Source organism: Ruegeria sp. C6, assembly GCF_056537625.1.
The window spans coordinates 224,983-251,595 of the sequence record NZ_JBQFRW010000002.1 but is presented as its reverse complement, the minus strand read 5'-3'; the positions used below and the strand labels follow the sequence as shown (position 1 = coordinate 251,595).

Sequence of the window (26,613 nt, the reverse complement as noted above, 5' to 3'; positions counted from 1 at the left end):
CAGTTGATATGGCCATCCCAACTGAAATTGATCTGACGCGCGGGCCAATCTCGACCCATTTCCGAACCCTGGCGATCCCGGGCGCAATCGGGATGTTGTTCAACACTCTCTACAACGTTGTCGACATGTTCTTCGCCGGCCTTCTCTCGACCAGCGCACAGGCTGGATTGGCATTAGGGTTTCAGGCTTTTTTCATTGCCATTTCGGTCGGGGTCGGGTTGGGTGCCGCGATGAGCGCGCTGGTCGGCAACGCGTTAGGCGCTGGAGACACTCGCGCAGCGCGGCGTTTTGCAGCACAGGGAATGATCTATGGTTTCATTGCAGCCTGTGTCCTGGCGGCGGCGGGTCTCTGGTACGGCCCTGCGCTGATAAATCTGGTTTCGGAACCGGGACCTTATCGCGATGCAGGTTTACGTTATTTCCACTGGCTCCTATTGGCCTTGCCCGGATTTCTTCTGGCCTTCGGTTGCAATGGCATTCTTCAGGCACATGGTGACGCGGTATCGATGCAACGCGCCCTCATGGTGGCGTTTTTTGCCAATATCGGTCTGAACCCCCTATTGATCTACGGTATTCCGGGCGTGATCCCGGGCATCGGATTTGATGGCCTCGCTGTATCGACGGTGATCAGCCAGACCGGTGTGATGGTGTTTCTGATCCGTCAGGTCCTCAGACGCCGCAGGATGAGGCGCATGCGCCCCCGAAACTTCATTCCGCGCCTACAGAAGTTCAAGGAGATCTCGGTTCAGGTACTTCCCACAGCGACATCTTTCTTCGTGATGCTGCTGTCAGGTTTCGTCATGCAGTTCGCCCTGAAAATCTTTGGAGAGCACGCAATCGCTGGCTTTGGCATTGCCATTCGGCTTGAGCAGATTTTGCTTTTGCCGGTGCTGGGGGTCACGGGGGCACTGCTGCCCATCGCGTCCCAGAATTTCGGTGCCCGCGACTATGAAAGGGTACGCGAGGCACTGTTTTATTGCTGGAAAGTCGGGTTCATCATGACCGCCATCGCAGCCCCCATATTGTGGATATTTGGCCGCCTTATGATGGGCTTTTTCACCGACGATCCCGAAGTGATCCGCGTCGGACTTAGCTATCTACGTGTCGATAGTCTGATCCTCCCGATCTACATGATGCTGTTTTCCATCAACTCGCTATTGCAAGCCTTGAAGCGACCGATCTGGACCGTGTGGATCAGCCTATATCGTCAGGGATTTGGCGTCGCCTTTTTTGTCTGGATTTTCGTCGGCCTGCTCGGCTTTAACGAAATTGGTGTCTGGTTCGGCACCGCAGGTGCCGTGGTGACTGGCTGGATGATCGCGTTGCTGATGACGTCCCATGTGGCTCAAAAAGAGCTGGGCGGGCTTTGGCTCAGGACGAGAACCGATCTGGACTGAAGGCTTCTATATCGATGTCCGGTGATCTGCCAGCAATTACATCTGCGATTATACGCGCCGTCGTCGCGCCTAGTGTCAGGCCAAGCTGTCCGTGACCCGTCGCAAAGGCGACGTTAGCCAGTCGCCTGCTGCGGCCAATGATCGGACGTGTGTCCGGTGTAAACGGGCGGCGACCCATCCGGCGTTCCGCATTATCGGTCTTCAAACCCGGTAATACGCGGAATGCACGCCTGACCAGCACATCGGCTCGGTTCCAATTCGGCTGCGCGTTCAGGTCGGCAAATTCTGCGGTACCGGCCACTGCCAGCGCCTGCTGATACGGTGTAATGCCAAACCCGCCTTTGGCATAAAACACCGTATGGCGGAGCTCGACCCCGCTATCTTTCAACGCAGTCGAATATCCGATCACCCCTTCCATCCTCAGTTGAACGCCAAGCGTCTTGGCCAAGATTCTAGACGGCGTTCCCGCAGCGATGACGAAATCATCTGCGCTGATCGATCGCCCATCGCTCAGCTTCACGCTTTTCACATGTTGTCCGTCCTGCGTAAAACCGATTGCTCTTCCTGCGACGACTGTCCCGCCGCGGCTGCTAAAACTCTGCGTCAGCGTTTCAACCAATACCTTAGGGTCCGTCACAAAACTCCAGTCTCTAAGCAAAGCTGCATGTTTGAAATCAGATGCTATTGCAGGATCGATTTCATGCGCTTCCTGACCTGTAACTTGATCAATCGTGCAGCCCAACTCACGCGCCAACTCAAAAGCTGGGCGCATGGTCGCAAGGTCATTGTCGTCGTCAAACAACTTGATTACCGGCCGTTCGACCAAAAGCTCAGGATGGCCTACATCTAAAAGCTGAGCCTTGAAATCCGCTGTTGCAGCAAACGTAAGTCTTGCCAGATCGGAGGCGATTGCGCGCATCTTCGAGCGACGCGCATTGGCCGTAAACCGTGCAAACCACGGCAGCAATTTCAGCGCTGAGGCCGGGCGCAGTGTCAACGGGGCCTCGGCATCCAGCAACCAGCCCGGCACTTTCATCAGCATCCCCGGCTGCGACAACGGCACGATCTCACCCACTGCGATACACCCGCAGGAAGCCCAACTCGCGCCCTCACCAACCGGACCCGGTTCTACGACGGTGACCTCGTGGCCCTGCGACTGCAATGTCAGCGCACAGGATATTCCGACGATGCCGCCGCCAATTACAACCACCCGTGCCATTACTGGGACCCCTACAGAAGTTCGCGAAGTTGCTTCATCAAGTCCGCCGTGACGCGAACACCATCCGCTTCGGCGGCAGCACGGTTCTTCAAGCGGCCATCTCCGGGAACGCGGGCATCCCCGTTACCTTCAATCTCAGCGCAGATGCGTTGGACATAGCCTTCAAATGCGGCATTCCCGAAACGCGCCGGATCAATCGCGATCAACGTTGAGCCGCCCTTGATATTCAAGGCACCGTGCGCTTCGCGGTTGGCATTGTCCACGGACAATGTTCCACCGGCCAGTGCCGCGCCAAGAACTTCGATCAGGAAGGCGATCGCCGCGCCTTTGTGCTCGCCAAACGGCAACAGACTGCGGGTCTCCAAAATCGCGTTGGGATCGCTGGTTGGCTGACCGTTCGGGTCAAGCCCCGCAGGGCGCGGCAATTCGTGCCCTTCAGCCGCGGCCATCCGGATGTCCATCAGCGCAACCATTGACGAGGCCTGATCCCAAACAACCGGCGCACGACCTGGTCGCGGGCAAGCAAAGGACATCGGATTGGTGCCAAAAACAGGGCGGGTGCCGCCTTGCGGCACCACCATCGAGAGCGAGTTCACAACACCTAGCGCTACCAGCCCAGCGTCCGCCAGCGGACCTGTATCGAAACGTAGTGCCCCCAGATGGTGGCAATTGGCACAAGTAAACGCGGCAATACCATTCGCGCGCGCCATTTCAATAAGCTCGTCTCGCGCTTTGGCGGCCACGATCTGGTAATAGCCATTGTCACCATCTCCGCGCAGAACCCCCGGTGCGATCCGTTCGACACTCGGGTCGGCCTCGGGATTGGCATATCCCGAAGAAAAGCTCTGCGCATAAACAGGTAACATCCTTAACCCATGGCTACGCGGGCCGTCGCGCTCGCTCATCCGCACAAGCCCGGCCAGAACCGTGCTGCCATGTTCATCCATGCCTGCAGCCACAAGGACAGATTTTGCCAATTCCTCTACTTCGTCGAGTGAGAGAGCGATCGTCGAGTTATCGGCCATGTGCCTAATCCTGTCGTTGGTTGAGGAAACGGGCACATAAGTGCCCGCTTGCAGATCTGTTTAGGCGCTGTATTCCACCCGCTTCTTAGCGACGAATTCATCCAACGCCCCGCGCTGATCGTCCGGCATTGGTGGCTGGACGTAGGTGTTCAGCATACGCTGCGCCTCTTCCGTGCCAACGGTTTCTGCGGTTTTCGCACCTTCTGCCTCCCACTGTTCAAAACTGTCATTGTTTTGCAAGTGGTTCATATGCATTGGGTTTTCGCGCGTGTGGTCAGTACCAAGGAAGTGCCCACCCGGTCCGATTTTGTCAATGTCGCCCAGCAACGTGTCCAGATTTTCCTCTTGCAGGCCGCTGAAGAAACGGTGGAAGTTCTCCAACTGCAACGCGTCCTGCACCCATTTTGAGTAGCTGACCCCAAGCGCGCCTTCTAGGAAGCCTGCCGAGTGTACGATGTAGTTTGCACCGCCCAGAAGCACCGGCCACATGGAGTTTGCGGTGTCGAACGCAGCCTGCATATCCGGGGATTTCGATCCGGTCCACATGGTACAGGTCCGCCATGGCACACCATAAAACCGTGCCATCTGACCCACCAGAAGGTTCATCAGCCCTGGTTCGGGCGAACCCATCATCGGTGCACCTGTCTTCATCGAAACGCCCATGATTGCCACCCCCAGCACCATCGGGGCTCCGCGCCGGATGATCTGGCTGTAGGCCATACCGGCCAGAGATTCTGCAATCAGCAGCGCGACACCACCCTGCGGGCTTGCAGGTGTGCTCGCCCCGGCAAGAACAAAGGGCGACAGCAGGCAGGGCTGGTTGGCGGCGGCATAGACGCGTAGGCTCTGCAACATGGTCTCATCCCAGACCAACGGTGTGTTGCAGTTCAGCAGGGCTGCCATCACCACATTGTTGTCAACAAACTCCTCACCAAACACGATGCGAGTCATCTCTACCGAGTCCAACGCTGCCTGTTCGGATAGAACTGAACCCTTGATCGGTTTGTCGGTCAGCGTCAGCGCGGCATGAACCAGCTCCAAGTGGCGTTGCGGCACGGGGACATCCTGCGGCTCAACCGGCAAAATACCCGGCACCATCATCGACTGACTCATCTGACTGAGTTTGAAGAAGTTATGCGCATCCTCCAGCATCGAAGGGCGGCGCACACCATCCAGACCATAGACAAACGGCGCACCATACGCATTGGCAAAGACCGAATGCCGATTGCCCACCCGCAGCGAGCGTTCCGGGTTGCGCGCGGCATAGCCCCATTCCGAGGGAACGGCCGAGATCAGGTCCATAAGCATCTCGCGTCCGATGCGCACCCGCTCACCCTGAACATCCGCACCGTACTTCTTCCAATCCGCTAAGGCCACCGGATCGCGGAACTCAATCCCTGTGGTTTCAAGTATAGTCATGGCCGCGTTGTGGATTTTCTCAACGCCTTCAGGACCAAGCAGATCAATCGGGCCAACTTTGCGGTTCAGCGTCGACAAGTAGACTGGGGGCGGGTTGGTGCGAGCCTTGACCCGCGCGGCACGTCCACCGCCACGGCCCGAGCGTGCTTTGACTTCTGCCATCTCAAATCCTCCGGATCAGGCGCGCGCGCGGGCGCTGGTGGGATCAACGGCGCAGGTATCGATCACTTCGGCCTCGCGCATTTCATTGTGGATGAGCACCTGCATTTTGGTGCCGGGTGCCGTCATCTCGTGTGGAACCAGCGCCATCGCAATGTCGTGGTTGCAGTAATACGAGAACCCGCCCGAAGTGACGCGTCCGATCAGCTTGCCATCGGCATAGACGCCTTCGTCAAACATCACCGAAGTGTCGCAGAATGGCAGCTTCAGTGTGACCAGTGTGTTGTATCCACCCTGCTCCTGCTGCTGTTGCAACGCGGCTTTGCCGATGAAATCACGTTCGGCCACCTGCCCGCCGATCTTCTCGGTCATTGCAACGAAACGGCCCAAATCGGCCTCATATGGGGTCAGGTCCTTGCAGATTTCGCGGTTGATTGCGCGATAGGATTTCTCAAGCCGCATCGACTCCAACGCTTCAAGCCCGAAAGGTTTCACACCCGATTTCAGCAGCAAATCAACGAGGTGGCGATTGTACCCGACCGGGTGGTGCAGTTCCCATCCCAACTCACCGGTGTAGGAGACGCGCAACAAGTGCACACCTTTAGCATAGCCCACCTCGCCCATCTGTGCCGACAGCCATGGGAATGCTTCGTTCGACAAATCATTATCGGTCAATGGTTGCAGGATGTCCCGTGCCTTGGGCCCGGCCAGTGCGATCACGCCCAGCTGTTCTGAGATATCCTCGATCACCACCGAGCCATCACCTGGCAGCACGCGCTGTAACTGATCCCAATTGTAGGCTCGCCAGTTCGGCGTCGATATCAGGTAGAAATCGTCGTCGGCATAGCGCACGATTGTGTACTCCGCATCCATGCCGCCCTTATCGTTCAACATCAGCGACAAGGTCATGCGGCCCACCTTGGGCAGCTTGTTGGCCATCAGGCTATCCAGCCATTTGGCTGCACCCGGTCCACGCACTGTGAACTTGGTCATCGGCGACATTTCGATGAAGCCAGCCTCTTCACGGGTGGTGCGCACCTCTTCCTGAACACGCTCCATATGGTTGGTGCGGCGGAAACTGTGTTCGGGGATCGCCTCTTCGGGCGATTTGGCAAACCAGCGAGGAAATTCGTAGCCGTTAAAGCTGGTCCAAACCGCGCCCTGAGCAGTCAAAAGATCATATGACCCCATGGTCTTCATCGGGCGCGCATCCGGAAAGTCCTCACCCGGAACATGCGCATCCATATGGGTGCCCCATGTCTCGCGCACCTTATCCATGGTCCAACGTTTTGAGGCGTAGTCCGAGAATCGACGCGGGTCGAGCTCCGACATATCCATGCCCGGATCGCCATCGACGATCCATTTGGCCAAACGGTTACCAACGGTGCCGCCCCAGAGGATGCCACCTGGCATGCCTTCGGCCAGCCAAAGGTTCTCATGCCCCGGTGCGGGTCCGGCCAGAGGCAGCTCGTCCGGGGTCATCTGGAACGGGCCACGGGTGTTGGCCTTGATCCCAACCTCACCCAAGGTTGGCACCCGTTCGATGGCGCGTTCCCATTGGGTTTCCACGGCATCAAAATCCTCGGGCAACAGATCGGCTCCGAACTCGGGCGGGACACGATCCTCGGCGAATAGTTTGAGGTCTTTGGTGAATTCATACGGCCCGAACTGGATCCCGCCCACATCTTCGCGCAGATAAGCGCCGTAGTCCTCATCCCGCAGGATTGGGAATTCGGGCAAGCCTTGCGCCCGGCGCTCTTTCAACAGCGGCACCGTCTCGGTCGTCCAATACTGGTGAACGATCGGGATACATGGCAGGTCCAGCCCCACGCGGCGCGCATTTTCGCGGGCGTAGTTGCCGGTGGCAAAGATCAGATGCTCGCAGGTGATCTCACCCTGATTGGTGGTCACTTTCCAGTGGCCATTGTCCAGCTTCTCATAAGCCTGCGCTTCGGTGTTCTGGTATACCTTGGCGCCGGCATCCCGCGCGAGCTTGGCCAACGCCATGGTAATGTCGGCGGGATTCACATAGCCGTCTTCCGTGTGCAGAATACCACCCCGAATATCTGGACTTTGGTTCAGCAAGGGATGAATCTCGGCAATCTCCTCCGGCGTCAGCAGTTGGCAGGGCACGCCCGCAGCTTCGGCAATCGAGATATAGGACTGGAACTCATCCCAGCGCTTTTCGGTATTGGCGACCCGCAGCTGTCCTACCTTACGCAGTCCGACCGAACTGCCCATCTTCTCTTCCACCTCGGTATAGATGCGGATGGTTTCCATCGTCATCTTCGACACGTTGTGCGACCGCACAAAGGTTACTAGCAAACCAGCCGCATGCCACGTCGAACCCGAGGTCAGTGTGGTGCGTTCCAGCATAACGGCATCAGAGCATCCATGTTCGGTCAGCCCATATAGAATTGACGCCCCGACGCATCCACCACCGACAACCACGACTTTTGCATGTGACTGCATACTGCAACTCCTTCAAATTGTGCACGACCAACCGGGGATCGAATTGCATGAGGAAAGATCGATATGATGTCCAAGGGGCTTGAGGACCCTTGGCACATCCCTAGATCATGTCTCAAACGGTTGTGGCGAATTTTCACATTGAACTGCTGGCGGGCAATTGCAAAAAGATTCACTCTGCATAAGATGAACTAAGCCAAATCGCTGCTGATTGCGTTCTTATTATCGGGTTTTCAACTTGTCACAGGTCAAAACATCTTGCCCAACCGCCCATATGATCTTCCGCCCCTAAGCTCTCTGATCAGCTTTGAAACCGCAGCGCGGCATGTGAGTTTCAAAACTGCTGCTGAAGAGCTGAATGTTACGCCCGCAGCGATCAGCCATCAGGTCAAAGCGCTTGAGAACGAGCTGCAATGCGCGCTGTTTCTGCGCCATCATCGCGGCGTCGAACTTACCGAAAGCGGAGCCTATTTGCTGGTCGCCCTTCAACGTGGCCTTGAAGGGATCAGCGAGGCCCTTGGGCAGTTGCGCCGACAGTATGACCACAAAGGCGTGACGATCCGTTCCTCTACGGCGGTCAGCTCGCTTTGGCTTACACCACGGCTTGCCCAGTTTTGGAAAACGCATGGCCATGTTTCTGTGACACAAGTTGTGACCGATCTCGGGGTCGATACCTCAAAATGTGATCTAAGCATTCACTACGGTGATACACGCCGGGATTCAGGGATTATCAAGACCTTGTTTCACGACAACATCATGGCCTTATGCAGCCCTCGGTTTGCGAAACAGAACCCAATCGAGCATGTCGGCGAGATCGCCAAAGTGCCGCTCATCCATCTTGATGCACCAGATACCGGTTGGACCGATTGGCGGGCCTGGACCCGTAAACTGGGCTATGAAGGCCCGCTGAATTCCGCGCATCGGGTCAACAATTACACGATTGCGCTTCAGGCCGCTCAGGACGATATGGGCGCAGTGCTGGGATGGGAGGGACTGACCTCGGAGCTGACCGCATCCGGAAAACTGGTCAGACTGTTGCCGCAAACCATCTCATCGCAACTGGATTTCTACGTGAAACTACACAACACCTCATCCGACCGCGCCAAGCTTGTGTTCAAGTGGCTCGGCCAAGCGGCTGACGGAAAGGTTTAAACTCGGCTCAGACCTGATCAGTACGAAATATCTTGGGAGCGAAGATCGAGGGCCTTACCGTTGATTTCTCGCAGTCCTGAATAAAAGCAAGAACACAAACACCGATCCGATTGAAGTTGTGACGATCCCCACCGGCAATTCCTGCGGAGCCAGCAGAAGCCTGCTGAGAATGTCAGAGCCGGTCAACAAGGCAGCACCAACCATAGCGGCGGTAGGTAGAAGGTTTTTGTGCAGGGGACCTGCGATCCCGCGCGCAATATGCGGCACCATCAGACCGACAAAACCAATCACTCCGGCTACGGAAACAAACACGGCCGTTGCCAAAGCTGCGGTGAAAAACATGCTGAACCGCAGACCCCGAACCGGCACACCCAGAGTTGCGGCAGTCAAATCCCCGGTCAGCAGCGCATCCAACCAACGGCTGCGATAAAGCGAATAGCTCAGGATCAGCAGCAGACCGATGCACACCAGCGGGAACGTCTCCCAACGGGCCAGGCCCAGCCCCCCCAGCATCCAGAAGATGACAGAATGGGCGGCGCGGCTATCACCGGCGAAGATCAGATAGTTGGTGATGGCCGAAAACAAAAATGACACAGCCAGACCCGCAAGGATCAGCTTTTCCGGTGCGCTGGTGCGAAGCCCATGAACCAGCGCCAGCACGATGCCCGACGCCACAAGACCGCCGCAAAAGGCAGCCAGAGGCAGAGTCCAGAAACCCAGAATATCTCCGGTCACGGTAATTACAAACACCGCCCCCGCTGCCGCACCCGAGGACAGGCCGAACAGAAATGGATCGGCAAGGTCATTACGTGTGGTCGTTTGCAGCACCACGCCAACGATGCCCAGCCCGGCACCGATCACGGCTGCAAACAACGCGCGGGGCAATCGCAGGTCGAATACGATCCTATGCAGCGGCGACATCTCTCCGTCCTGCAACCCGGTACCGCGCAAGATTGCGGTGAAGGTCTCGGACAAAGGTATCGAGGTTGTGCCGTAGATTGTGGAAATCAGCAAAAGGGCGGCCAGAACGACCGCCCCCAGCAACAACGTCAGGCCCAATCGGCCCATATCAGCTCTGACCCGGATGCATCGCGCGCGCCATCTTCGAGATCGCTTCGATATTTGCCGGTCCGGGCGTCAGCTCTTCGTAGCGCAATCCGATCCAGCGTTCGTTCTTGACGGCATCAGTCTGCGACATGACGGGATGTTCCTGCAGGAACTTGAAGGTGTCCTCGGCACCATTGCCGGTCTGATAATCCAACAAAACCAGGAATTCCGGGTTCGATGCGGCAACGGCCTCCCACGAAGTGCGGCCCCAGCTCGTGTCCATGTCATGAGTGACGTTTTCACCACCGGCGGCAGTGATCATCGCATCGGGAATCGCGAATTTACCGGCGGTAAACGGAGCATCTGCAGGACCATCCAGAAGAAAGACGCGGGGCTTGGGCAGTTCAGCAGTCTTGGCTTCGATCGCTGCCAGCTGCTCTTTCCAGCCCGAGACCAGAGCTTCGGCCTTGTCTTCGACTTGCATCACCTTGCCCAAGCGCAACACATCGCCAAACAGAAGATCCATGCTGGCTTCGGGGCGATCCTTGTCCAGATGGACACAGCTTTCGGTTAGAACCAAGGTCTTGATTCCGAACGGTTCCAATGTATCTGGGGTCACATCACCACCCGGCTTCATGCCATAGTACCAACCGGCAAAGAACAGGTCGGGTTCAACCGCCACCAGGTTTTCGACGGTCGGATATTTCGGCGCAAGCTCGGGGATGTCGCCGCGCAGGGCATCAAAATCAGGGCTGGTCTTGTACCAGCCGGTGATGCCGGTCAGGCCGACGATCTTGTCCTGCAGACCCAATGCAAAGGCCATATCGGTCATGTTCATGTCATGCACAACCAGGCGCTTGGGCGCGGTATCAAAAACCAGCGGTTCGCCGCAGTTGTCTACGGTGACTTCTTGCGCAGCAGCACCGCTTGCCATGGCGGTGGCCAACGCCACGGGCCAGATGTATTTCATCTCAGTGTGTTCCTTCGACTAAGTTGAGACTGTGGTTCTTCGAATATCAAGCGCCGGGATCACGCGGCCTTCGTGGAGAAAGCAGAGGAAATCAACGCCAAAAGTTTCGCGGACTCTTTCGGGTGTCAGCACCTTGTCCACCGACCCAAACTCGATCATGAGGGTCGATTTCATCAGCGCCACGTGTGTGGCGAATTCGGGGATCATGACCAGATCGTGTACGATCATGACCACGGTGATCCCAAGCTCGGCGACCAAAGACAGCATCCGCCCTTTTGCATCAGGATCCAGATGGTTGGTCGGTTCGTCCAGAAACAGCAACGAAGGGTTCTGCGCCAAAGCACGTGCGATATGGGCACGCTGACGTTCGCCTCCAGACAGTTGGGCCATGCGCTTGTCCGCGAGATTGGCGAGACCGGTCAGGTCTAAAATCCGGTCCAGCTCTTGCGCGTGGCCTTCGGTAGAGCGGTCCGCACGGATGGGTATTTGCCCCAGCGCAACATAATCGCGTAACGCCAAGCGTCCATCGGGCAGTTCCTGCTGACCTACCACTGCGATCATGCGCGCACGCTCTTTGGCGGAGAGCTGTTTCAGACTGCGTCCTTTGATCCGAACATCGCCAAGTGCCAGCGGCTCAGCGCCGCACAACAGATTGAGAAGCGTCGTTTTCCCCGCCCCGTTCGGGCCGGCGATGGCTAGAATGGAACCCTCGTCCAACTCGAACGAGACGCCCTGCAACAGGACATCTCCGTTAAGGGCATAATACTCAAGGTTTTCGGCAATCAGAAAGGGTCGCAACGTCATTGCGATGCCCCCTGTTCGATCCGCGGCATGCGCGAGAGGGTTTTATTGAACAACGCCTGCGGGCGATCAGTGGCATTTGTCCAGCCATCCGGGCTTTCACGATACTGCGCTGCAAACTCAGCCAGCGCCTGCACCTCATCCGCGGTCTGAATGCCACCAAAAAGGTATTGCGCCTTTCCTACGGCCTGGAACCCAACCGTTCTGGGACTATCGCAGCCTGCCATGCAAGACGACGCGCGGATCGCAAAACTGCGATGTAATTTCCCGGTCAACGCATCGCAAATTTCATCAAGGGGCAGCCCTTCAGTGCAGCTTTCGCAGACTAGAATGAAATGATCAGGCGTATCTGGCATGGTCCACTCCACTTGTTTCCAAGCGCATGCGGAAGCTGCCGACAATGTAAACACGCGATTGACGCGCCATCAAAGCCTCCTTCCAGGACGCCCCGCCCCGGGTTGGTTAAACATCTGATGGCAGGTCTCCTGACTTGCGGGTCCGCGCTCGGCCAACCTTCCCGACCCTGTGGACCAGTGGCTGTTTGGCCTTGCTCACCGCTTACAGTTGCGGGGGCAGTTACGGAATTGGCACCTTTTGGCAAACCTCACCGTATTCCCTTTTCATCCCGCGGCAACACCACCGGGAACCATCAATCGATTGAGTGCCCGAGAACACCGGACACGTCAATGATAAAGTCGAAGGCACCCAACTCTGGTCGAGGATCGAGCGCGGGCAACCACGTGTCCGTAGCACCAACCGAATGGGTTGGGCTGCGCGCCGAATTTGTCTGGCCACGGCTGTCCATAGTTGGTGTGTTTGGAAATTAGACAATCTGAGGTAAGCTGAACAAATTTAGAGGTTTAGCTTTGTCAGCGCCTTACCCCTGTTTGATCATTGCCTGGGTTTATCCAAGGAGACGGTTCTTTGACGCATGTTTCGCAAAACGCATTGCCGCCGGATATTGTTGATGATGTCATTGACCACAATCTCGAGGCCGTTGCACGGTGGAAAGGCCATCGCTTAAGGGCTCAGCATGGGCGCAGTCACGGGTGCGTGGCTGCAACATTCACTGTCAGAAACGATCTACCAGAACAGTTCCGTCACGGCCTGTTTGAACAGCCCGCTGCCTATTCAGCCGCACTTCGCTTTTCCAACGGCGCGCATCTGGATGACCGGAAATCGGATGCCCACGGGATGGCGATCAAGCTTTTTGACGTGCCAGGCCCCAAGCTGATCGACGCCGAGGCACTTGCGCATCTGGGGACCACACAACTCAGCGACGAGTTCGATTTCGTATTGGTCGATCAGGATGTGTTTCCCAGCTACGTCCCCGATGAATATGAGCGATTGGGCAGGCTTGTCGCCACATTACAAGCGGTCCAGCACGCGATCAAAGGGCGACGAAAATGGAGCCTTAGGTTGATCACCAAAGGGCTGCGCGCAGGATTTCGCGCCTTCCTCACTCGTGAAGGCAAGCGTCAGTTTCGCGTCGCGAGTGGTTTTGCCTCGAACTATATGCACTCGCCTTTTGAGGTCCATTTCTGGTCGACAACACCGTATCGGCTGGGCCCCGATCTAACGGTCAGATACTTGGCCCGCAGCGCGAAACCAAAAATTCCGGCACATCCGGTAGACGACCCAGATGGGATCGGGCAGTGTTTGCGGCAAGATGTGGCCGATGGAGATAATCACTTCGAGCTGTGTGTGATTGAGCCCCCGCGCCCGGCCGACGAATTCGATGTGCTCGACAATCGCATCGGGTGGGCATGCGACCCGCAACCAGATGCACCTCTTGATCCGTACCATCATACCGTCACGCCCGTGGCGGATATCACGATTCCCAAAGGTGCAGAATTTGATCCGCAGAATGGAGACGCGATGAGCTTCTCGCCCTGGCGTGTCACGGCAGATCACGAACCTTTAGGACCGATTAATGCGATCCGGCTCAGAACCTATCTGAGCTTGGCCCGCGCCCGGTTCCCGAATCGATGACCAAACGGAGATGTATTGATGCTGGACGTTGATGATCTGATCAAACTCGGATTCGAGATCTCCCCACCCGTTACGAGCTATTTGGCCGCGATCAGGCTTGCAAACGCCGCGAAGATCCACCGACCGCGGCCCTATACGATGGGCGCAGACTACACGACATGGCCCGGCGTGTTTTCCCATCGCTGGATCGGTCGGCATACAACGCCAGAAGACCTCTCACCCGTCCTGCCGTCGGAAAGCGAAGTTGTTGATCTCTTTCGCCGACGGACACAAATGGATGGCAGCCCGCTTACCTTGATGTGCCCGCAAGGATCGACACTTTTGTTTATCTCGGCCGCACAATGGTTTACTGACAGTTTCCTGCGCACCTTTGGGGCGAAGGGACCGGTTGATCAGACGGATTCGAACCACGAGGTCGATCTGTGCCAAATCTACGGGCTGAACGATTTTCAGACCGACATGCTGCGCGAACGCGATCCCGATACCTATGAATTAACCCACCGGTTGGCCTTTCGTCTGGATACACAAGGCGAGATGTGGGCCCCGAAGCTGTTTCAAAAGAACCAATCCGGTGGTGTTAAGCTTGCGCCCCCCTTTGATGGCAGTCTTGCCACTGGCGAGAATTGCGGAAAGCCCCTTCACGATCCATGCAAGCTGTGGAATGCGGTGAAACGGGCGCATCCGGGTCTCAGCGATCACGCGATTGACCAGATACTGCTCGATTTTCATGCAACCGGGCTCGATAATGGCAATGGTACCATAGGCTATATCGCGATCAATACACTGATGTTGCGTGCCCATAACACCTTTGCCGATCTGTTGTGGCGCCAAAAGCGCGGCATATCAGGCTGGGATAAAGAGCGTGTGTTCCAGACTACACGCTGCACCTTGATCGCATTGCTGATCAAGCTTGTGCTTGAGGACTACATCGCCCACATCGCCAATATGCCTTTCAAACTACCCGTTGGCGTCAATCGCTGGCAACCGTGGCATCATTCCAACCAGATCGCGATTGAGTTCAATTTGCTCTACCGCTGGCATTCGATGATTCCCGAGCGATTCATAATCGACGGCGCACAAGTTGGCCCGGAGGGGTTCAGATTCAATCCACGACTGGTCGAACAAACAGGCTTGGCGGAAATGATCCGATCATTGTCGCGCCAACCTGCGGCCCGCATGTCGCTGCGCAACACGCCCGATTTCCTGTTCCAAAGGCCTGCGCCCGGTGCTCCTGCCCCTGTCGAAGCTACAATTGCCCTGACGCGTAAGGCGCGTCTTCCGTCGCTGAACACTTATCGTCATCATTTCTGCCGCAAACCGCATTCAAGCTTTACTGAGATGATTGGTGATCAGCCGTTTGCGGAAGAATTGATTGCCGACCTGAGCCGGCTCTATTGCGACGTCAATAGGGTCGAGTTGTTCCCTGGTCTCTTTGCGGAACAGCACAAGGGCGATGTGATCATGGGCGATCTGATGACATCGATGGTGGCGTATGACGCGATCACGCAGCTTATGAACAACCCGATGGTATCCAAAAATTTGTACTCGGCTGAGACTTTTTCAGAGAAAGGTTTTCAGTTGCTGAAGAAAACTTCGTCATTCTCGCAGTTGGCGCGTTTTGTTGGCTTGGACCTGCAACCCGAAGACTGCACTTTAGGTCGACGTCCCGGCGGGACTTAAGACGCGACCGCGCGCTCTTCCAGCTCAGTAATCCGCGCGGCAACTTCCGTATCGGCTGGCCGGATGCAGGCAAGATCACTCAGCGCGCGCAATTCATACAGCGCCGCGCCCTGATCATTCGCCACGGCTATAGCTTCACGCAAAGCCGCCTCAGCCGCGTCGAACGGAGCACCTTGTTCCAGTAGAAGGGCTGCCTTGATCCGGTGGATTTCAGCCTCATAGTTCCGCTCGTCAGTGTTTTCTGCACATGTCAGACCAGCCTCCACCGCATCCAACCCTTTCTGAATCTCACCCAGAGCAAGATAGCCCCGTGCGAGCTCGGCGTTGACGAGCACGCCAGCCGCCTCGGCACCCGTTGCGTGCATCCTTCCCCAAGCGGCCTGCAGCATGGCCACGCCCTCTGTGGCCTCGCCGGTTCTGATGGCAGCCCCGGCAAGATGGGCCGTCGCAACAGCTTGGTAATAAGGGCCGCCCTTGTCCTGAACAGCCGCGCTCAGCGCCTTGGCCATACGCGCATAATCCGGGTGGTCCATCTGCATGTGGATTTCGGTCAACCAGTGCATTGCATTTGCAATGATCAAGGGCTGGCCCGACGCCATCGCGGCGTCAACTGCCCGCTTGGCTTTGGCGAGTGCCACTTCAGTTTTGCCCTGAAAGCTGTCGACCAGCGCGCTCATACTCTCGATTTGTATCACGGCTGCAATATCGGGGCTGTTTCCAGCTTCGGCGCGATGCGCATCCGCATGAGACGCCGCTTGTTCCAGAGCTGCTGCCGCATCCTGAAACCGACCGCGCGGGGACAGCGCGGCCCCACAGATGTAGTTTCCGACCATTCGGGTGTGGTGATCGTCATACGCATCGATGATCGCTTGCCCCCATTGCTCGGCGTTCTGGTAATCACCTTTGACCATTGCAGCGGTAAACAGACCCCTGCCCGCGCGCACAAGAGTACGCCTGTCGCCCAGCTTTTCAGCCAGTTCAAAACTGCGCCCAAAGGCATCGATTGCGGGCTTGGCACCATAACCGACATGCACGCGTTCGGCAGCGGCCAGAAGGAATTGCAGGTTCAATTCAGCTTCATCGCGTTGGTCTGCTGGCAACTCGTCCAACAGCCGCAATCCGTTTCGGGCATGCTGAGCCCCTTCGCGATTTGCGTGCCGCCTCAGGTTCAGCCGCGCGGCCTCCGACCAGGCGGCCACCGCCTTCGTTGTTTCACCGGCCAGTTCCCAGTGCCGCGCTATTTGTTCAGGCTGTCGGGCGGCTTCCGGTTGGGCGGCAAGGGCTTCTGCCGTGCGTCGATGCAAATGAATGCGACGGTCCCGCACAAGGCTTTGATATGCCGCCTCACGCACCAATTCATGGCGGAACCGCCATATCATTTCGGCGTCGTCATTCGCGCCGGGCAGATGTTGCAATATACCCGTGGCGGCGAGCCCAAAGATCGCGTCTTCGGACTCGTCTTCAGTCAGTTCACTGATCTGAGCCAGCAAAGGCGCCCCAAAGGCACCACCAATAACAGCGGCCTCGATCGCGGCACGTCGGAGTTCTCCGACCTCGTCAACCTGTTGCGCCAGGAGGTCATGCAAGGTGGCGGGAATGTTGTCCACGATACGTTCAGGCGACGCAGCGATGGCGGCAGAGCACTCCTTGATGAAAAGGGGCACGCCATTGCCCCGCGCCAAAATCTGCGCCGTGGTGCGGTCGTCAAGGCGCTCACCCGAGGCCGCCTTGGCCAGTTCTGACGATGTCGCATCATCGAGCGGTGGAAGCGACAATTGCTCAAGAGACGGTATGCTCTCTTTGATCGCTGATGGCGCCGGCATCCGCGAAACCATCAACATCAGGACGGGAAGTGATGTCAGATGCTCGGCCACGTCGCGCAGCACCGAAAGGGTCGATGGGTCGACCCATTGCATATCCTCAACCACGACAAGCACCGGCCCCTCTCGGCTGAGTTTTTGGTAGACGCGGATGAATATGTCACTCAGTTGCGCGCGCAGTTCGTCCTCACTGGTCGTCCCGCTGTCGCCAGGGCCCGGGGCAAGAATGAAATACAGCGTGCGAAGTTGCGCGTCGTCCAGAATATCGCTCAGATGTTCTGACAACCGGTTGCGACGCGCGGCAATATCGTCCTGATTGTGGATGCCGCACCACCGTTCGACCTGTGATATGAAGGGAAAGAACGGTGTGCTGACATGGAACGGGCTGCAGTGATAGGTCACCCATGCCTGCGGCCCGACCGACGAACGCAGATCACGGATCAGGTGCGATTTGCCAATCCCTGCCTCACCCAATATGTGAATCACCCGCCCTCTTCCGGCTTCCACGTCTTTCCACGCGCGGCGGAGTTGTCCGCGTTCGGCTTTGCGGCCAAGCAACGGGGTGCGGTTATGGCGGCGTGCCTGATCCTTGCCTTCACCGGTCAAACGATAAACTGGAACAGGCCGGTCGAACCCCGCGAGGTTCTGGACGCCTTGCGGCTCGAACTCCATTTGCTCGGCCCCAAGCGCTCGTGTTGCCGCAGAAACCATTGTTCCGCCGGGGGTCGCCAACGACTGAAGACGTGCCGCAAGATTTAGCGTCGATCCAAAAATCGCGTCGGGTTGAATATTGGTCCCAAGCGCGATGTCCCCGACAAGAACTACGCCGGATGCGATCCCAATCCGACACCTGAGATCGAGCGGACCCGCCATTGCGGGCAGATCAGTATGGATGCGCAGCGCCGCGCGTAGAGCGCGCTCGGCATTATTTTCAGACGCAGCAGGCCAACCAAAGGCGACGAGGATACCGTCGCCCACGATCTGCAGCACCCTGCCCCCGAACTCATCGGCAATTTGTTCGACCAGTTTATGATAACGTAATGTCGTGGACAGCAAATCTTCGGGCTCAAGCATTTGAGCCAATACCGTGGACTCGACAAGATCCACCATCATGACAGTCAGATGGCGGTGCTCCATCGCGCCAAGATCAGTTTCCGGGCCGGTGGGGTGCAGCACCATCAGCGCGCTCCGCGACCGGCGCTCATGCGGCGTGGAGATTTAAGGCCAACGCCTTCTCCGGAACCCAAAAACGAGAACATGCCCCCCATCGCGAAGCCTTAAAATAATTAACAGATTGTACGCGCCGCCGCTCGACACCACGAAAACTGATTGTGAGACTATATGAAGCTTCGCATTCTGGCTATGCCCAACGCCTGCTGAAGCGAAGAAGTGCCTGATATTACGTTTAGGATTGAGAATGCGCGCCTGCGGTCGAACGAATGTCATCGTCGGAAATCCGATCTGGCAACGAATCTTGATCGTAACACGCCGTTCTTCGCCGAGACCAGATAGCCAGTTCAACGCAAGCCACGAACAGCACTTGAACAATTCACCACAACAAGCATATTCGGTCGCCAAGAAACAGTCTGATGATTTTGCCCTATCGCCCGCAACACCTCAGAAGTGCCGAGCTGTTGTTGAAAGCAAGCCGGCAATGCCTAAGCGGTTGTAACTATCGAGCCCTAAAAGCTCTCAATTCAGCGGTTGAAAGAGACCATGAAATACGCCACTGGCGAAACCCAAAGGAAGGAATTCGATAAATGCGCATTGCGATGATTGGCACGGGATATGTCGGTTTGGTGTCCGGGGTTTGCTTTTCGGACTTTGGCCATGATGTGATTTGCGTCGATAAATCCGATCGCAAGATCAAGATGCTTCAGGATGGAGAGGTGCCGATTTACGAGCCGGGCCTTGATGTGCTCATGACTAAGAACGTGGCTGCTGGCCGCCTGACCTTTACCACCGACCTGGCCGCTGCGGTCGACGGCGCGGACGCGGTGTTCATCGCTGTGGGCACACCTACGAGACGCGGGGACGGGCACGCTGATCTGACTTATGTGATGGCCGCCGCCGAAGAAATCGCTCATTCCATCACCGGATATACGGTTGTCGTAACCAAATCGACTGTCCCGGTCGGCACCAACCGCAAGGTTCATGAAGTTGTCTCGGGTGCAAATCCGAAGGCGGAATTCGACGTCGCATCGAACCCCGAATTCCTGCGCGAGGGCGCTGCAATTGATGATTTTATGCGCCCGGATCGTGTTGTCGTAGGGGTCGAAAGCGAACGAGCGGCGGATGTCATGGCCGAGATTTACCGCCCGCTTTATCTGCGTGACTTTCCGATCCTGACCACTGATCTAGAAAGCGCCGAGATGATCAAATACGCGGCGAACGCATTCCTGGCGACCAAAATCACGTTCATCAATGAAATCGCCGGTCTTTGCGAGCGGGCAGGCGGCGATGTCAAAGAGGTGGCGCGCGGTATTGGTCTGGATGGGCGGATCGGCAACAAGTTTCTGCACGCAGGCCCTGGCTATGGCGGCTCGTGTTTTCCGAAAGACACCGCTGCACTTGCCCGGATCGGACAGGATTTTGCCCACCCGATGCAGATCACCGAAACCGTCATTCGTGTGAACGATGAGGTCAAGAAGCGGATGATCGAGAAGATCCGGGATGCCTGCGATGACAGCTTCAATGGCAAGACCGTGGCGGTTCTGGGTGTGACTTTCAAGCCCAACACCGATGATATGCGCGACGCACCTTCCCTGACTATCGTTCCCGCCCTGATCGGTGGCGGTGCCCAGGTCCGCGTTGTCGATCCGCAAGGCCGTGCCGAGGGGGAAGCACTGCTTCCTGGCGTCAAGTGGATGGATGATCCCTACGCCGCGGCCAAAGATGCGGACGTTGTTGTCTTGCTGACAGAATGGAACGAGTTCCGCGCCCTGAACCTGAGCGAGCTGGCGGAGACGATGAAATCGCCCCGCATGGTCGACTTGCGCAATATCTACTCGTCGACGATGGTTCTGGGATCGGGATTTGAGACCTATGTCGGCGTCGGGGTTGGGGATCAGCGTTAGGGCTGGCACCGCCAATGCCTCTCACCCAAATCAACTGGTTGTGGCAGCCGTCTGATACAGTCGGCGCATGATCAGCGGCGTCAGATACATCGGTATCTGATAGGCCCCGATGAACACCATGATCGGCGCGGTCACTTCAGGTGGCAGTGCCACGAAGAATATCGCGATGTTCCGGTTTCCGGCGATCAGAGACACCGCCGTAGCCTCGGCCCCGGGCATTCGAGTTCGTGTGAATTGGAATGAGACAACCTGAGCCCCAAAGTTGATCAGACAGGCAAACGCGATCCAGAACAGCGCGACACGCGGGTCCACAAGTGCGGTTGCGCTCAATGATGGCATCAGGCCAACAACGAAAACGGACAGAGTAATCGTTGCCGCACCTTCTACGTTCAAAAGCGTAGACTTTGAAGGTTGGCGCAGCACCGTGCGGCGCAATATGACAGCCGCGAGAATCGCTATTGTGATGGTAAGAAAAAGCCGAAGCGCGGTCATCAGGACCGCCTTGAGATCACCCAATTCCGGCATCAGCCAAAAGATCGGTAACGCGGTCAGTGGCAAAACAGCCGTTCCAACCACGACCAGTCGCATCGCCGGTTCCGCAGAATAGCCCATCATCAGGCACATATTGGGGCTGCCGGATATTGATGGGGCTGCAGCCATGACAAGCAATGCCAAAAAAACTGGCGAACCGGTCCATCCGCAGGCAATTCCAATCCCAACGACAGACAACGGCAAAACCAATTGAAAGGCGGCAATCGTTCCCGCAACTTTTCGCAGGTCAACCAGCGAACCCACAATGGCCCCCGGCTGCATTCGCAGCAGCGTCAAAAACAGCAGGAGCATGACCAAGGGCGGTAAGAGAGGCCGCATCGGTGCGGCCAGCCCCGGCAGCAGAAGGCCTGCGGCAAGGCCCGATACTAACACATATGGGCCGTGACGCGCCGCGAGGTGAAGCGGGTTCAACGGCGTCTACCCACCGGGGCTTTGACGCAGGTTTTCGGGCAGCCACGTCGCCAACTCGGGGAACCAGATCAGAACGAACACCATCAGCACCATGATCAGGAACATCGGGATCGCAGCGCGGGCGATATAGCTCATTTCATGGTTAGTCATGCCCTGCATCACGAACAGGTTGAAACCGATGGGCGGCGTGATCTGCGCCATCTCGACAACGACCACGATGAAGATCCCGAACCAGATCAGATCGATCCCGGCGTCCCGGATCATAGGCTCGACAACGGCCATAGTCAGCACAACCGAAGAAATCCCATCAAGGAAGCATCCCAGTATGACGTAAAAGACCAATAGAACCATCAGCAGTTCGAACCGGGTCAGTTCCCAGCCCGCGATCAAATCCGCAAGCCCGCGCGGCAGGCCGGTAAAGCCCATCGACAATGACAGGAACGCAGCACCCGCTAGGATCAGCGCAATCATCGCACTGGTGCGGGTCGCGCCCATCAAACTTTCAGTGAAGGTCTTCCAGTTCAACGATCCCTGCCCTGCTGCCAGTAGCAGTCCACCAATCACACCGAAAGCCGCCGCCTCGGTCGCCGTAGCATAACCCAGATACATCGATCCGATTACCACCATGATCAGCAGGATCACTGGCAACAGAAAGCGAGAGTTCTTAACCTTTTCGGAAAAGGTCAACTTGCTCTCATCGTTGGGGTTCCAGTCTTTGCCAACTTTGGAATAGATGGCGACATAGCCCATGAACATGGCAGCCAGCACAAGACCGGGTAGGATGCCTGCAAAGAACAGCTTGGTGATGGACTCGTTGATCGTAACGCCGTACACGATCAAGGTCAGCGACGGCGGAATCATCAGGCCAAGCGTAGCCGCACCCGTCAGCGTGCCGATGACCATGCGTTCGGGGTAGTTGCGCTTTCGCAGTTCCGGGATCGACATCTTGCCAACCGTAGTCAGCGTCGCCGCCGAAGAACCCGAGACCGCAGCAAACACTGTACAGCCTACGATATTCGTGTGGACCAGCCCGCCGGGCAAAGGTGCCATCCACGGCGACAGGCCTTTGAACATGTCTTCGGACAATCGGGTTCGGTAGAGGATTTCGCCCATCCAAATGAACATAGGCAAGGCGGTCAGCGTCCAGGAAGAGGACGCCGACCAGATCGTCGTGATCATCACATCACCCACCGGGCGTGTCGTGAACAGCTCCATCCCGACCCAGGCGACGCCCATCAGGGCCAGCCCGACCCAGACACCGGTGCCCAGCAAGGTGAAAAGGACAAAGAGGAAGAGGATAATAACGGATATATTTTCCATGCTCTTACTCTCCGTGGCTCTGATCGGCCAGATCGCGGGTGATGCGGTGATCACCCTTGAACAGGACATGGAACAGGTGATCGGTCAGCGCGATGGCCAGAATGACCGCTCCGATCAGCATGGTAGATTGCGGTATCCAAAGGGCGGTTTTATCTTGCCCCTGGCTGATATCGTTGAACTTCCAGCTCCAGTACACAAAGCGATAGGCATACCAGCAGAAATACCACATGACCGCCGAACCAATCGCAAAGCACCAGATTTCCAGAATTCTGCGAAAGCCATCGGGAACCGCATTCAGGAGAATGGAGACTCTAATATGGCTGCCTCGGTTCAGGGCGTTGGCGAAGGCCAGAAAAGACGCAGCGGCCATCGCGTATCCAGCATAATCCGGCGCGCCGGGAAAAACTTCGCCGGTCCAACGGGCCAGCATTTGCACCACAATGAGCACCAGAATGGCAATCAGGCTGAGCGCCGCCAGAACCCCTGCTGCCAGATAAATGAAATCCAGTACGGACCTGAGCCCTCGCATTGCCGCCATGCTGTCCCCGCTGTGCTTTTTGTGGATTGGGAGCAGGCGGCAGGATGAACTGCCGCCCGCATTCGAATGATTATTGAGAGTTAAACGCGTCGACGATGGCTTTGCCTTCGTCACCGGCGGCCTCAAGCCATTCGTTGGTCATGGTGACGCCGATTTCTTTCAGCTCATTCGTCATCTGTTCGGACGCAGGACCAACGGTCATGCCGCCATCGCGCAGACCCTGAAGCGTAAAGCCGGTATATTCCTTGGCACGCCAGTTACCTGCATACTCGGCCAGTTCCGCACAGCCTTTGATGACGTTCTTGTTCGCATCCGAGACATCGGCCCAGACGTCTGAGTTGACCATCACGTAGTTGCGCGGCAACCAGGCATCCACTTCATAGAAGTAGTTCAGACTTTCCCAGACCTTCCGGTCATAGCCGGTCGACCCGGAAGACACCATGGAATCCGCTACTCCGGTGGCAAAGGCCTGGCTGATCTCAGCCGCCTCGATGGTGACGGGCAGCATACCCGTCAGTTCGGCCAGGCGTGAGGTGGCGTTGTTATAGGAGCGGAACTTGATCCCCGCCATATCCGCGACCGAGTTCACCTCGTCCTTGAAGTACAACCCTTGAGGCGGCCAAGGCACGGCGTAAAGCAGCGTCAGGTTCTGTTCAGCCAGCAGCTTTTCGATGGACGGCTTTGCCGCATCCCACAGCTTGGCGCTATCATCGAATGACGTGGCCAGGAACGGGATGGAATCAAAGCCGAACAGCGCGTTTTCGTTCTGGTGCCCAGACAGCAGACGCTCACCAATCGGGGCTTGCCCGGTCTGGATCGCACGCTTGATGTCGGCACCTTTGAACAGCGAGCCGGAAGGGTGCGTGACAATCTCAATCTCACCACCTGTGCCGGTGGTCACACATTTGGCGAACTCCGCGCCCGTGGCCGAGTGGAAGTTTGATGCCGAATAGGCCATCGGCATATCCCATTTCTCTGCCATTACTGGCGCTGCTGCGGCAGCCGTCAGAGCGGTTGCTGCCAGAAGGCTTGTCAGTTTTTTCATCATGTTTCTCCCTGTTGAGTTTTGAGACGCCGGCGTTCTTCGCCAGTCATTTCTATGTTGCGAAACGCGAGGGCGCGTAGACGCTCATGTCAGTGTTCGGTGTTCTGCCCGCAATTATTTGGGCCAGAAGTCGCCCCGTTTTCGGCCCGCCTGTCAGGCCAATGTGATGGTGCCCAAAGCCCATATACGCACCGCTAATCCCCGGAGCCTCACCGATAATCGGGATCGAGTCGGTTGGTGCTGGGCGGTGCCCCATCCATTCCACTTCCTCCTTCCATGTCAAACCCGGGAAGGCCATCCGGGCATTCTTGCGCATCAATTCAAACGGCGCGCGTGAGGGTGGCGCATCAAGACCGCCAAATTCCACGATGCCAGCCAAACGAATGCGGCCATCCATCGGTGTGGCGACAAATTTGCCGGAAACCACCATGACCGGACTGCGCGGCATGGCAGAAGGCTCCACCAATTCAAGATGATAGCCGCGTTCGGTTTCAAGGGGAACAGAAATGCCCAAAAGCTTAGCCAAAGGTCCCGACCAAACGCCCGCAGTTACAATTGCCGTATCACACGCGATGGTTTCGCCTGCCGCCCGTATACCGGTTACGCGACCATTTTCCTGAACCACGTCATCGACCGCTGCACGTAGGATTGTGCCCCCATGTGCCTCGACATACGCCGCCAGATCTTTGACGTACCGACCAGGATCCGTGATATGGCCATGATCCGAAAGTTTCGCCGCAAAACCGATATCTTCACTATAGACCGGATCATAGGCGTGAAAGCCCGGGCCTTCCAATTCTTCCCATGTGAATCCGTTCCTGCGCCGAATGTCCCAGCCAAACGCATCATCATTGAAATGCGCGCGGTCCTTGTACAGGAACAGATAGTCAGACGGCACGATCCACTTTTCAGCGCCTGTGCCCTCGGCCAGCGCTTTGTGGTCGTTCAGGCTATCGCCAACAATTGGCGTCAAAGCTGACGCTATGCGTTCCACATCTGATGCATTCGCATGACTCAGATAGCGGGTTAGCCAAGGAATCAGCTTTGGAAGATACCCCCATCTCAGAAACAACGGTTGTGACGGGCTGAGCAGCATTTTGGGCGCCTTCCGGAGCAGCCCTGGAACAGTCACCGGAACAATCGAGCATGACGCCAAAACGCCCCCATTGCCGTGCGAGGTGCCCTCTCCCGGTCCGGCCTTGTCGATCAGGATTACCTCGTGACCATCCCGCTGCAGCCAGATTGCGGCTGAAACGCCAACAATCCCAGCGCCGATGATCGCTATTGTCTTCTTCTCGCTCATGCCCCCACCGCCTTGGCCACTGCATAATGCTCAAGCTTGGTTACATCAGGCCTGTTGCCGAGGCCGGGTGCGTCAGGGACTACAACTTCGCCGCTGCTTACTTGGAAGGGGCTTTCAAGAATGTCCTCTTTCAGGAAGTAGGAGGCTTGATAGAATTCGCAGCCCAACGTTATCTCAGGTGTTGCAGCAATCATATGTGTGCCCGCCAGATGCGCCAATCCGGCCTCGAACATATCACCGCCATAGGCTGTCAGACCATGTGCTGCAGCGATACGGGCCACAGTCTGGCCTCGTGTCGGGCCACCGGATTTCATGATTTTCACTGAAACCCCGTCACAGATACCGTCACGCGCTGCCCGCTCCATGTCTTCGGGGCCAAAGACGCTCTCATCAGCCAGAAGTGGGACGTCAATCATCTGTCGCAACTTGCCCATCATGCTGAATTGATGAGCGCGGACAGGTTGCTCAATGAAATCCGGAGCGAATTGCGCAACATCGCGAACCTGAGCCGGTGCGTCCTCGATACTGAGCCCCTGATTGTAATCAACACGAACCCTGAAATCCGGATGGTTCTGTGCGAGATATTCCAACCGCATGATATCGAAGGCGTGATCCTTGAACCCGGTCTTGAGCTTTACAATCCGAACGCCATCGGCCTGCAATTGTGCCAGCAGCTCAACATCCTGAGCAAAATCCGGGTTCGCAATTGAGCAACTGAGTGGAATGGTTCCTCGGCACTTCCCGCCCAGCAGAGACCAAACAGGAACCTTGCTGATTCTGCCCGCAAGATCCAGCAAAGCGGTTTCCAATGCAGCCTTTGCCTCGGTGCAATGAGCCACGGCATAAGCTGCCTGTGCCATGATCGCTGAACGGTCGCCCACTCTGGCCCCAACCACAAGTGGGCGCAAATAGCGATCAAGGGCTGCATAAGTGGCCTCTGGGGTGCCCGTGAAGACAGACCAGGGAGAGGCCTCACCAAATCCTTCATTGCCGTCCTCGGATCTCAGCCGCAGGACGACGACTTCGCATGTTCCTTCGACGGACCCGATGCCATGATCACGGCGAGACGTCACGGGCAACTCAAGGTGCCAGAGATCATAGCCGATGATTTTCTGTGTCAGATCGCCCATTGCACCCCCTGCCAATGGCCGAAGCCTGCCTTGACGGGGATATCATTTCAAATACTATATTATCTAGAGGTCATCAGGAAAAATGAT

General features: G+C 57.0%; 20 protein-coding genes and 1 riboswitch. Of the genes, 5 read left to right on the top strand and 15 right to left on the bottom strand.

Translation table 11 applies throughout. The features are described 5' to 3' along the window. Window positions 1–8: 8 nt before the first annotated feature. Entirely contained in the window at window positions 9–1,397 is a 1,389-nt protein-coding gene (locus ACR0MJ_RS08810; protein WP_480760641.1) for an MATE family efflux transporter, read from the top strand. Here the strand turns inward: ACR0MJ_RS08810 and ACR0MJ_RS08805 are convergent. From ACR0MJ_RS08805 to ACR0MJ_RS08790, 4 genes are read right to left on the bottom strand one after another with little or no spacing between them, the layout of a single operon-like run. Next, window positions 1,372–2,616, bottom strand: coding sequence for an NAD(P)/FAD-dependent oxidoreductase (locus tag ACR0MJ_RS08805; protein WP_480760639.1), 1,245 nt, complete (start codon window positions 2,614–2,616; stop codon window positions 1,372–1,374). The genes ACR0MJ_RS08810 and ACR0MJ_RS08805 overlap by 26 nt on opposite strands. Window positions 2,617–2,627: 11 nt before the next feature. Further along, window positions 2,628–3,641: an Ldh family oxidoreductase gene (locus tag ACR0MJ_RS08800; RefSeq protein WP_170625709.1), complete on the bottom strand. Its 1,014-nt coding sequence runs from the start codon at window positions 3,639–3,641 to the stop codon at window positions 2,628–2,630. A gap of 60 nt (window positions 3,642–3,701) precedes the next feature. Beyond that, complete coding sequence (locus tag ACR0MJ_RS08795) at window positions 3,702–5,222, bottom strand: trimethylamine methyltransferase family protein (RefSeq protein ID WP_480760637.1); 1,521 nt, start codon at window positions 5,220–5,222, stop codon at window positions 3,702–3,704. 15 nt (window positions 5,223–5,237) lie between these two features. Then, entirely contained in the window at window positions 5,238–7,691 is a 2,454-nt protein-coding gene (locus tag ACR0MJ_RS08790; RefSeq protein WP_170422564.1) for a GcvT family protein, read from the bottom strand. A 255-nt stretch (window positions 7,692–7,946) separates the two neighbouring features. On the opposite strand from ACR0MJ_RS08790, the gene ACR0MJ_RS08785 reads away from it, so the two are divergent. Further along, entirely contained in the window at window positions 7,947–8,840 is an 894-nt protein-coding gene (locus ACR0MJ_RS08785) for a LysR substrate-binding domain-containing protein (RefSeq protein WP_170422562.1), read from the top strand. 54 nt (window positions 8,841–8,894) lie between these two features. Here the strand turns inward: ACR0MJ_RS08785 and ACR0MJ_RS08780 are convergent, their stop codons facing one another. From ACR0MJ_RS08780 to ACR0MJ_RS08765, 4 genes are read right to left on the bottom strand one after another with little or no spacing between them, the layout of a single operon-like run. Next, window positions 8,895–9,908 carry an iron ABC transporter permease gene (locus ACR0MJ_RS08780; protein ID WP_170422559.1) on the bottom strand — a complete coding sequence of 338 codons (1,014 nt, stop codon included), beginning with the start codon at window positions 9,906–9,908 and terminating at the stop codon, window positions 8,895–8,897. Between the two features lies 1 nt (window position 9,909). Then, the gene (locus ACR0MJ_RS08775) at window positions 9,910–10,857 is read right to left on the bottom strand and encodes an ABC transporter substrate-binding protein (protein WP_170611446.1); all 948 of its coding nucleotides are present in this window, start codon (window positions 10,855–10,857) and stop codon (window positions 9,910–9,912) included. Between the two features lie 18 nt (window positions 10,858–10,875). Then, complete coding sequence (locus tag ACR0MJ_RS08770; protein ID WP_480760632.1) at window positions 10,876–11,661, bottom strand: ABC transporter ATP-binding protein; 786 nt, start codon at window positions 11,659–11,661, stop codon at window positions 10,876–10,878. Continuing rightward, window positions 11,658–12,014, bottom strand: coding sequence for a DUF1636 family protein (locus ACR0MJ_RS08765; protein WP_170406981.1), 357 nt, complete (start codon window positions 12,012–12,014; stop codon window positions 11,658–11,660). The genes ACR0MJ_RS08770 and ACR0MJ_RS08765 overlap by 4 nt, the downstream gene beginning before the upstream one ends. A gap of 102 nt (window positions 12,015–12,116) precedes the next feature. Continuing rightward, window positions 12,117–12,324, bottom strand: a riboswitch (cobalamin riboswitch). Window positions 12,325–12,582: 258 nt separating this feature from the next. Here ACR0MJ_RS08765 and ACR0MJ_RS08760 point away from each other — a divergent pair. Then, entirely contained in the window at window positions 12,583–13,650 is a 1,068-nt protein-coding gene (locus tag ACR0MJ_RS08760; protein ID WP_480760629.1) for a catalase family protein, read from the top strand. Between the two features lie 18 nt (window positions 13,651–13,668). Next, complete coding sequence (locus tag ACR0MJ_RS08755) at window positions 13,669–15,330, top strand: peroxidase family protein (RefSeq protein WP_480760627.1); 1,662 nt, start codon at window positions 13,669–13,671, stop codon at window positions 15,328–15,330. Here ACR0MJ_RS08755 and ACR0MJ_RS08750 read toward each other — a convergent pair. Then, window positions 15,327–18,329, bottom strand: a complete 3,003-nt coding sequence (locus ACR0MJ_RS08750; protein ID WP_480760624.1) for an ATP-binding protein — start codon at window positions 18,327–18,329, stop codon at window positions 15,327–15,329. The genes ACR0MJ_RS08755 and ACR0MJ_RS08750 overlap by 4 nt on opposite strands. A 581-nt stretch (window positions 18,330–18,910) precedes the next feature. Between ACR0MJ_RS08750 and ACR0MJ_RS08745 the strand changes: the two genes are divergently transcribed. Continuing rightward, window positions 18,911–20,227 carry a UDP-glucose dehydrogenase family protein gene (locus ACR0MJ_RS08745; RefSeq protein ID WP_170406968.1) on the top strand — a complete coding sequence of 439 codons (1,317 nt, stop codon included), beginning with the start codon at window positions 18,911–18,913 and terminating at the stop codon, window positions 20,225–20,227. A 30-nt stretch (window positions 20,228–20,257) separates the two neighbouring features. Here ACR0MJ_RS08745 and ACR0MJ_RS08740 read toward each other — a convergent pair whose 3' ends face one another. The 6 genes from ACR0MJ_RS08740 to ACR0MJ_RS08715 all read right to left on the bottom strand — a co-directional run bounded on the left by ACR0MJ_RS08740 (window position 20,258) and on the right by ACR0MJ_RS08715 (window position 26,526). Beyond that, window positions 20,258–21,190 (bottom strand): hypothetical protein, encoded by a 933-nt coding sequence (locus ACR0MJ_RS08740; RefSeq protein WP_480760619.1) that lies wholly within the window; start codon window positions 21,188–21,190, stop codon window positions 20,258–20,260. Between the two features lie 6 nt (window positions 21,191–21,196). After that, window positions 21,197–22,510: a TRAP transporter large permease subunit gene (locus ACR0MJ_RS08735; protein ID WP_170393803.1), complete on the bottom strand. Its 1,314-nt coding sequence runs from the start codon at window positions 22,508–22,510 to the stop codon at window positions 21,197–21,199. A gap of 4 nt (window positions 22,511–22,514) precedes the next feature. Beyond that, entirely contained in the window at window positions 22,515–23,048 is a 534-nt protein-coding gene (locus ACR0MJ_RS08730; protein ID WP_170406962.1) for a TRAP transporter small permease, read from the bottom strand. Between the two features lie 70 nt (window positions 23,049–23,118). Continuing rightward, window positions 23,119–24,093: a TRAP transporter substrate-binding protein gene (locus ACR0MJ_RS08725; RefSeq protein WP_480760616.1), complete on the bottom strand. Its 975-nt coding sequence runs from the start codon at window positions 24,091–24,093 to the stop codon at window positions 23,119–23,121. Window positions 24,094–24,145: 52 nt separating this feature from the next. Further along, on the bottom strand, window positions 24,146–25,396 hold the full coding sequence (locus ACR0MJ_RS08720) for an NAD(P)/FAD-dependent oxidoreductase (RefSeq protein ID WP_170732615.1): 1,251 nt from the start codon (window positions 25,394–25,396) through the stop codon (window positions 24,146–24,148). Further along, the gene (locus ACR0MJ_RS08715; RefSeq protein WP_480760612.1) at window positions 25,393–26,526 is read right to left on the bottom strand and encodes an enolase C-terminal domain-like protein; all 1,134 of its coding nucleotides are present in this window, start codon (window positions 26,524–26,526) and stop codon (window positions 25,393–25,395) included. Before ACR0MJ_RS08715 ends, ACR0MJ_RS08720 begins: the two co-directional genes overlap by 4 nt. Window positions 26,527–26,613 lie beyond the last annotated feature (87 nt).

Excerpts from the sequence above, each read along its gene's own strand:
- ACR0MJ_RS08735 (WP_170393803.1), bottom strand. The coding sequence starts at position 22,510 with ATGGAAAATATATCCGTTATTATCCTCTTCCTCTTTGTCCTTTTCACC.
- ACR0MJ_RS08730 (WP_170406962.1), bottom strand. The coding sequence starts at position 23,048 with ATGGCGGCAATGCGAGGGCTCAGGTCCGTACTGGATTTCATTTATCTG.
- ACR0MJ_RS08775 (WP_170611446.1), bottom strand. The coding sequence starts at position 10,857 with ATGAAATACATCTGGCCCGTGGCGTTGGCCACCGCCATGGCAAGCGGT.
- ACR0MJ_RS08805 (WP_480760639.1), bottom strand. The coding sequence starts at position 2,616 with ATGGCACGGGTGGTTGTAATTGGCGGCGGCATCGTCGGAATATCCTGT.
- ACR0MJ_RS08800 (WP_170625709.1), bottom strand. The coding sequence starts at position 3,641 with ATGGCCGATAACTCGACGATCGCTCTCTCACTCGACGAAGTAGAGGAA.
- ACR0MJ_RS08810 (WP_480760641.1), top strand. The coding sequence starts at position 9 with ATGGCCATCCCAACTGAAATTGATCTGACGCGCGGGCCAATCTCGACC.
- ACR0MJ_RS08755 (WP_480760627.1), top strand. The coding sequence starts at position 13,669 with ATGCTGGACGTTGATGATCTGATCAAACTCGGATTCGAGATCTCCCCA.
- ACR0MJ_RS08770 (WP_480760632.1), bottom strand. The coding sequence starts at position 11,661 with ATGACGTTGCGACCCTTTCTGATTGCCGAAAACCTTGAGTATTATGCC.
- ACR0MJ_RS08795 (WP_480760637.1), bottom strand. The coding sequence starts at position 5,222 with ATGGCAGAAGTCAAAGCACGCTCGGGCCGTGGCGGTGGACGTGCCGCG.
- ACR0MJ_RS08750 (WP_480760624.1), bottom strand. The coding sequence starts at position 18,329 with ATGGTGCTGCACCCCACCGGCCCGGAAACTGATCTTGGCGCGATGGAG.
- ACR0MJ_RS08720 (WP_170732615.1), bottom strand. The coding sequence starts at position 25,396 with ATGAGCGAGAAGAAGACAATAGCGATCATCGGCGCTGGGATTGTTGGC.
- ACR0MJ_RS08745 (WP_170406968.1), top strand. The coding sequence starts at position 18,911 with ATGCGCATTGCGATGATTGGCACGGGATATGTCGGTTTGGTGTCCGGG.
- ACR0MJ_RS08790 (WP_170422564.1), bottom strand. The coding sequence starts at position 7,691 with ATGCAGTCACATGCAAAAGTCGTGGTTGTCGGTGGTGGATGCGTCGGG.
- ACR0MJ_RS08725 (WP_480760616.1), bottom strand. The coding sequence starts at position 24,093 with ATGAAAAAACTGACAAGCCTTCTGGCAGCAACCGCTCTGACGGCTGCC.
- ACR0MJ_RS08765 (WP_170406981.1), bottom strand. The coding sequence starts at position 12,014 with ATGCCAGATACGCCTGATCATTTCATTCTAGTCTGCGAAAGCTGCACT.
- ACR0MJ_RS08715 (WP_480760612.1), bottom strand. The coding sequence starts at position 26,526 with ATGGGCGATCTGACACAGAAAATCATCGGCTATGATCTCTGGCACCTT.
- ACR0MJ_RS08780 (WP_170422559.1), bottom strand. The coding sequence starts at position 9,908 with ATGGGCCGATTGGGCCTGACGTTGTTGCTGGGGGCGGTCGTTCTGGCC.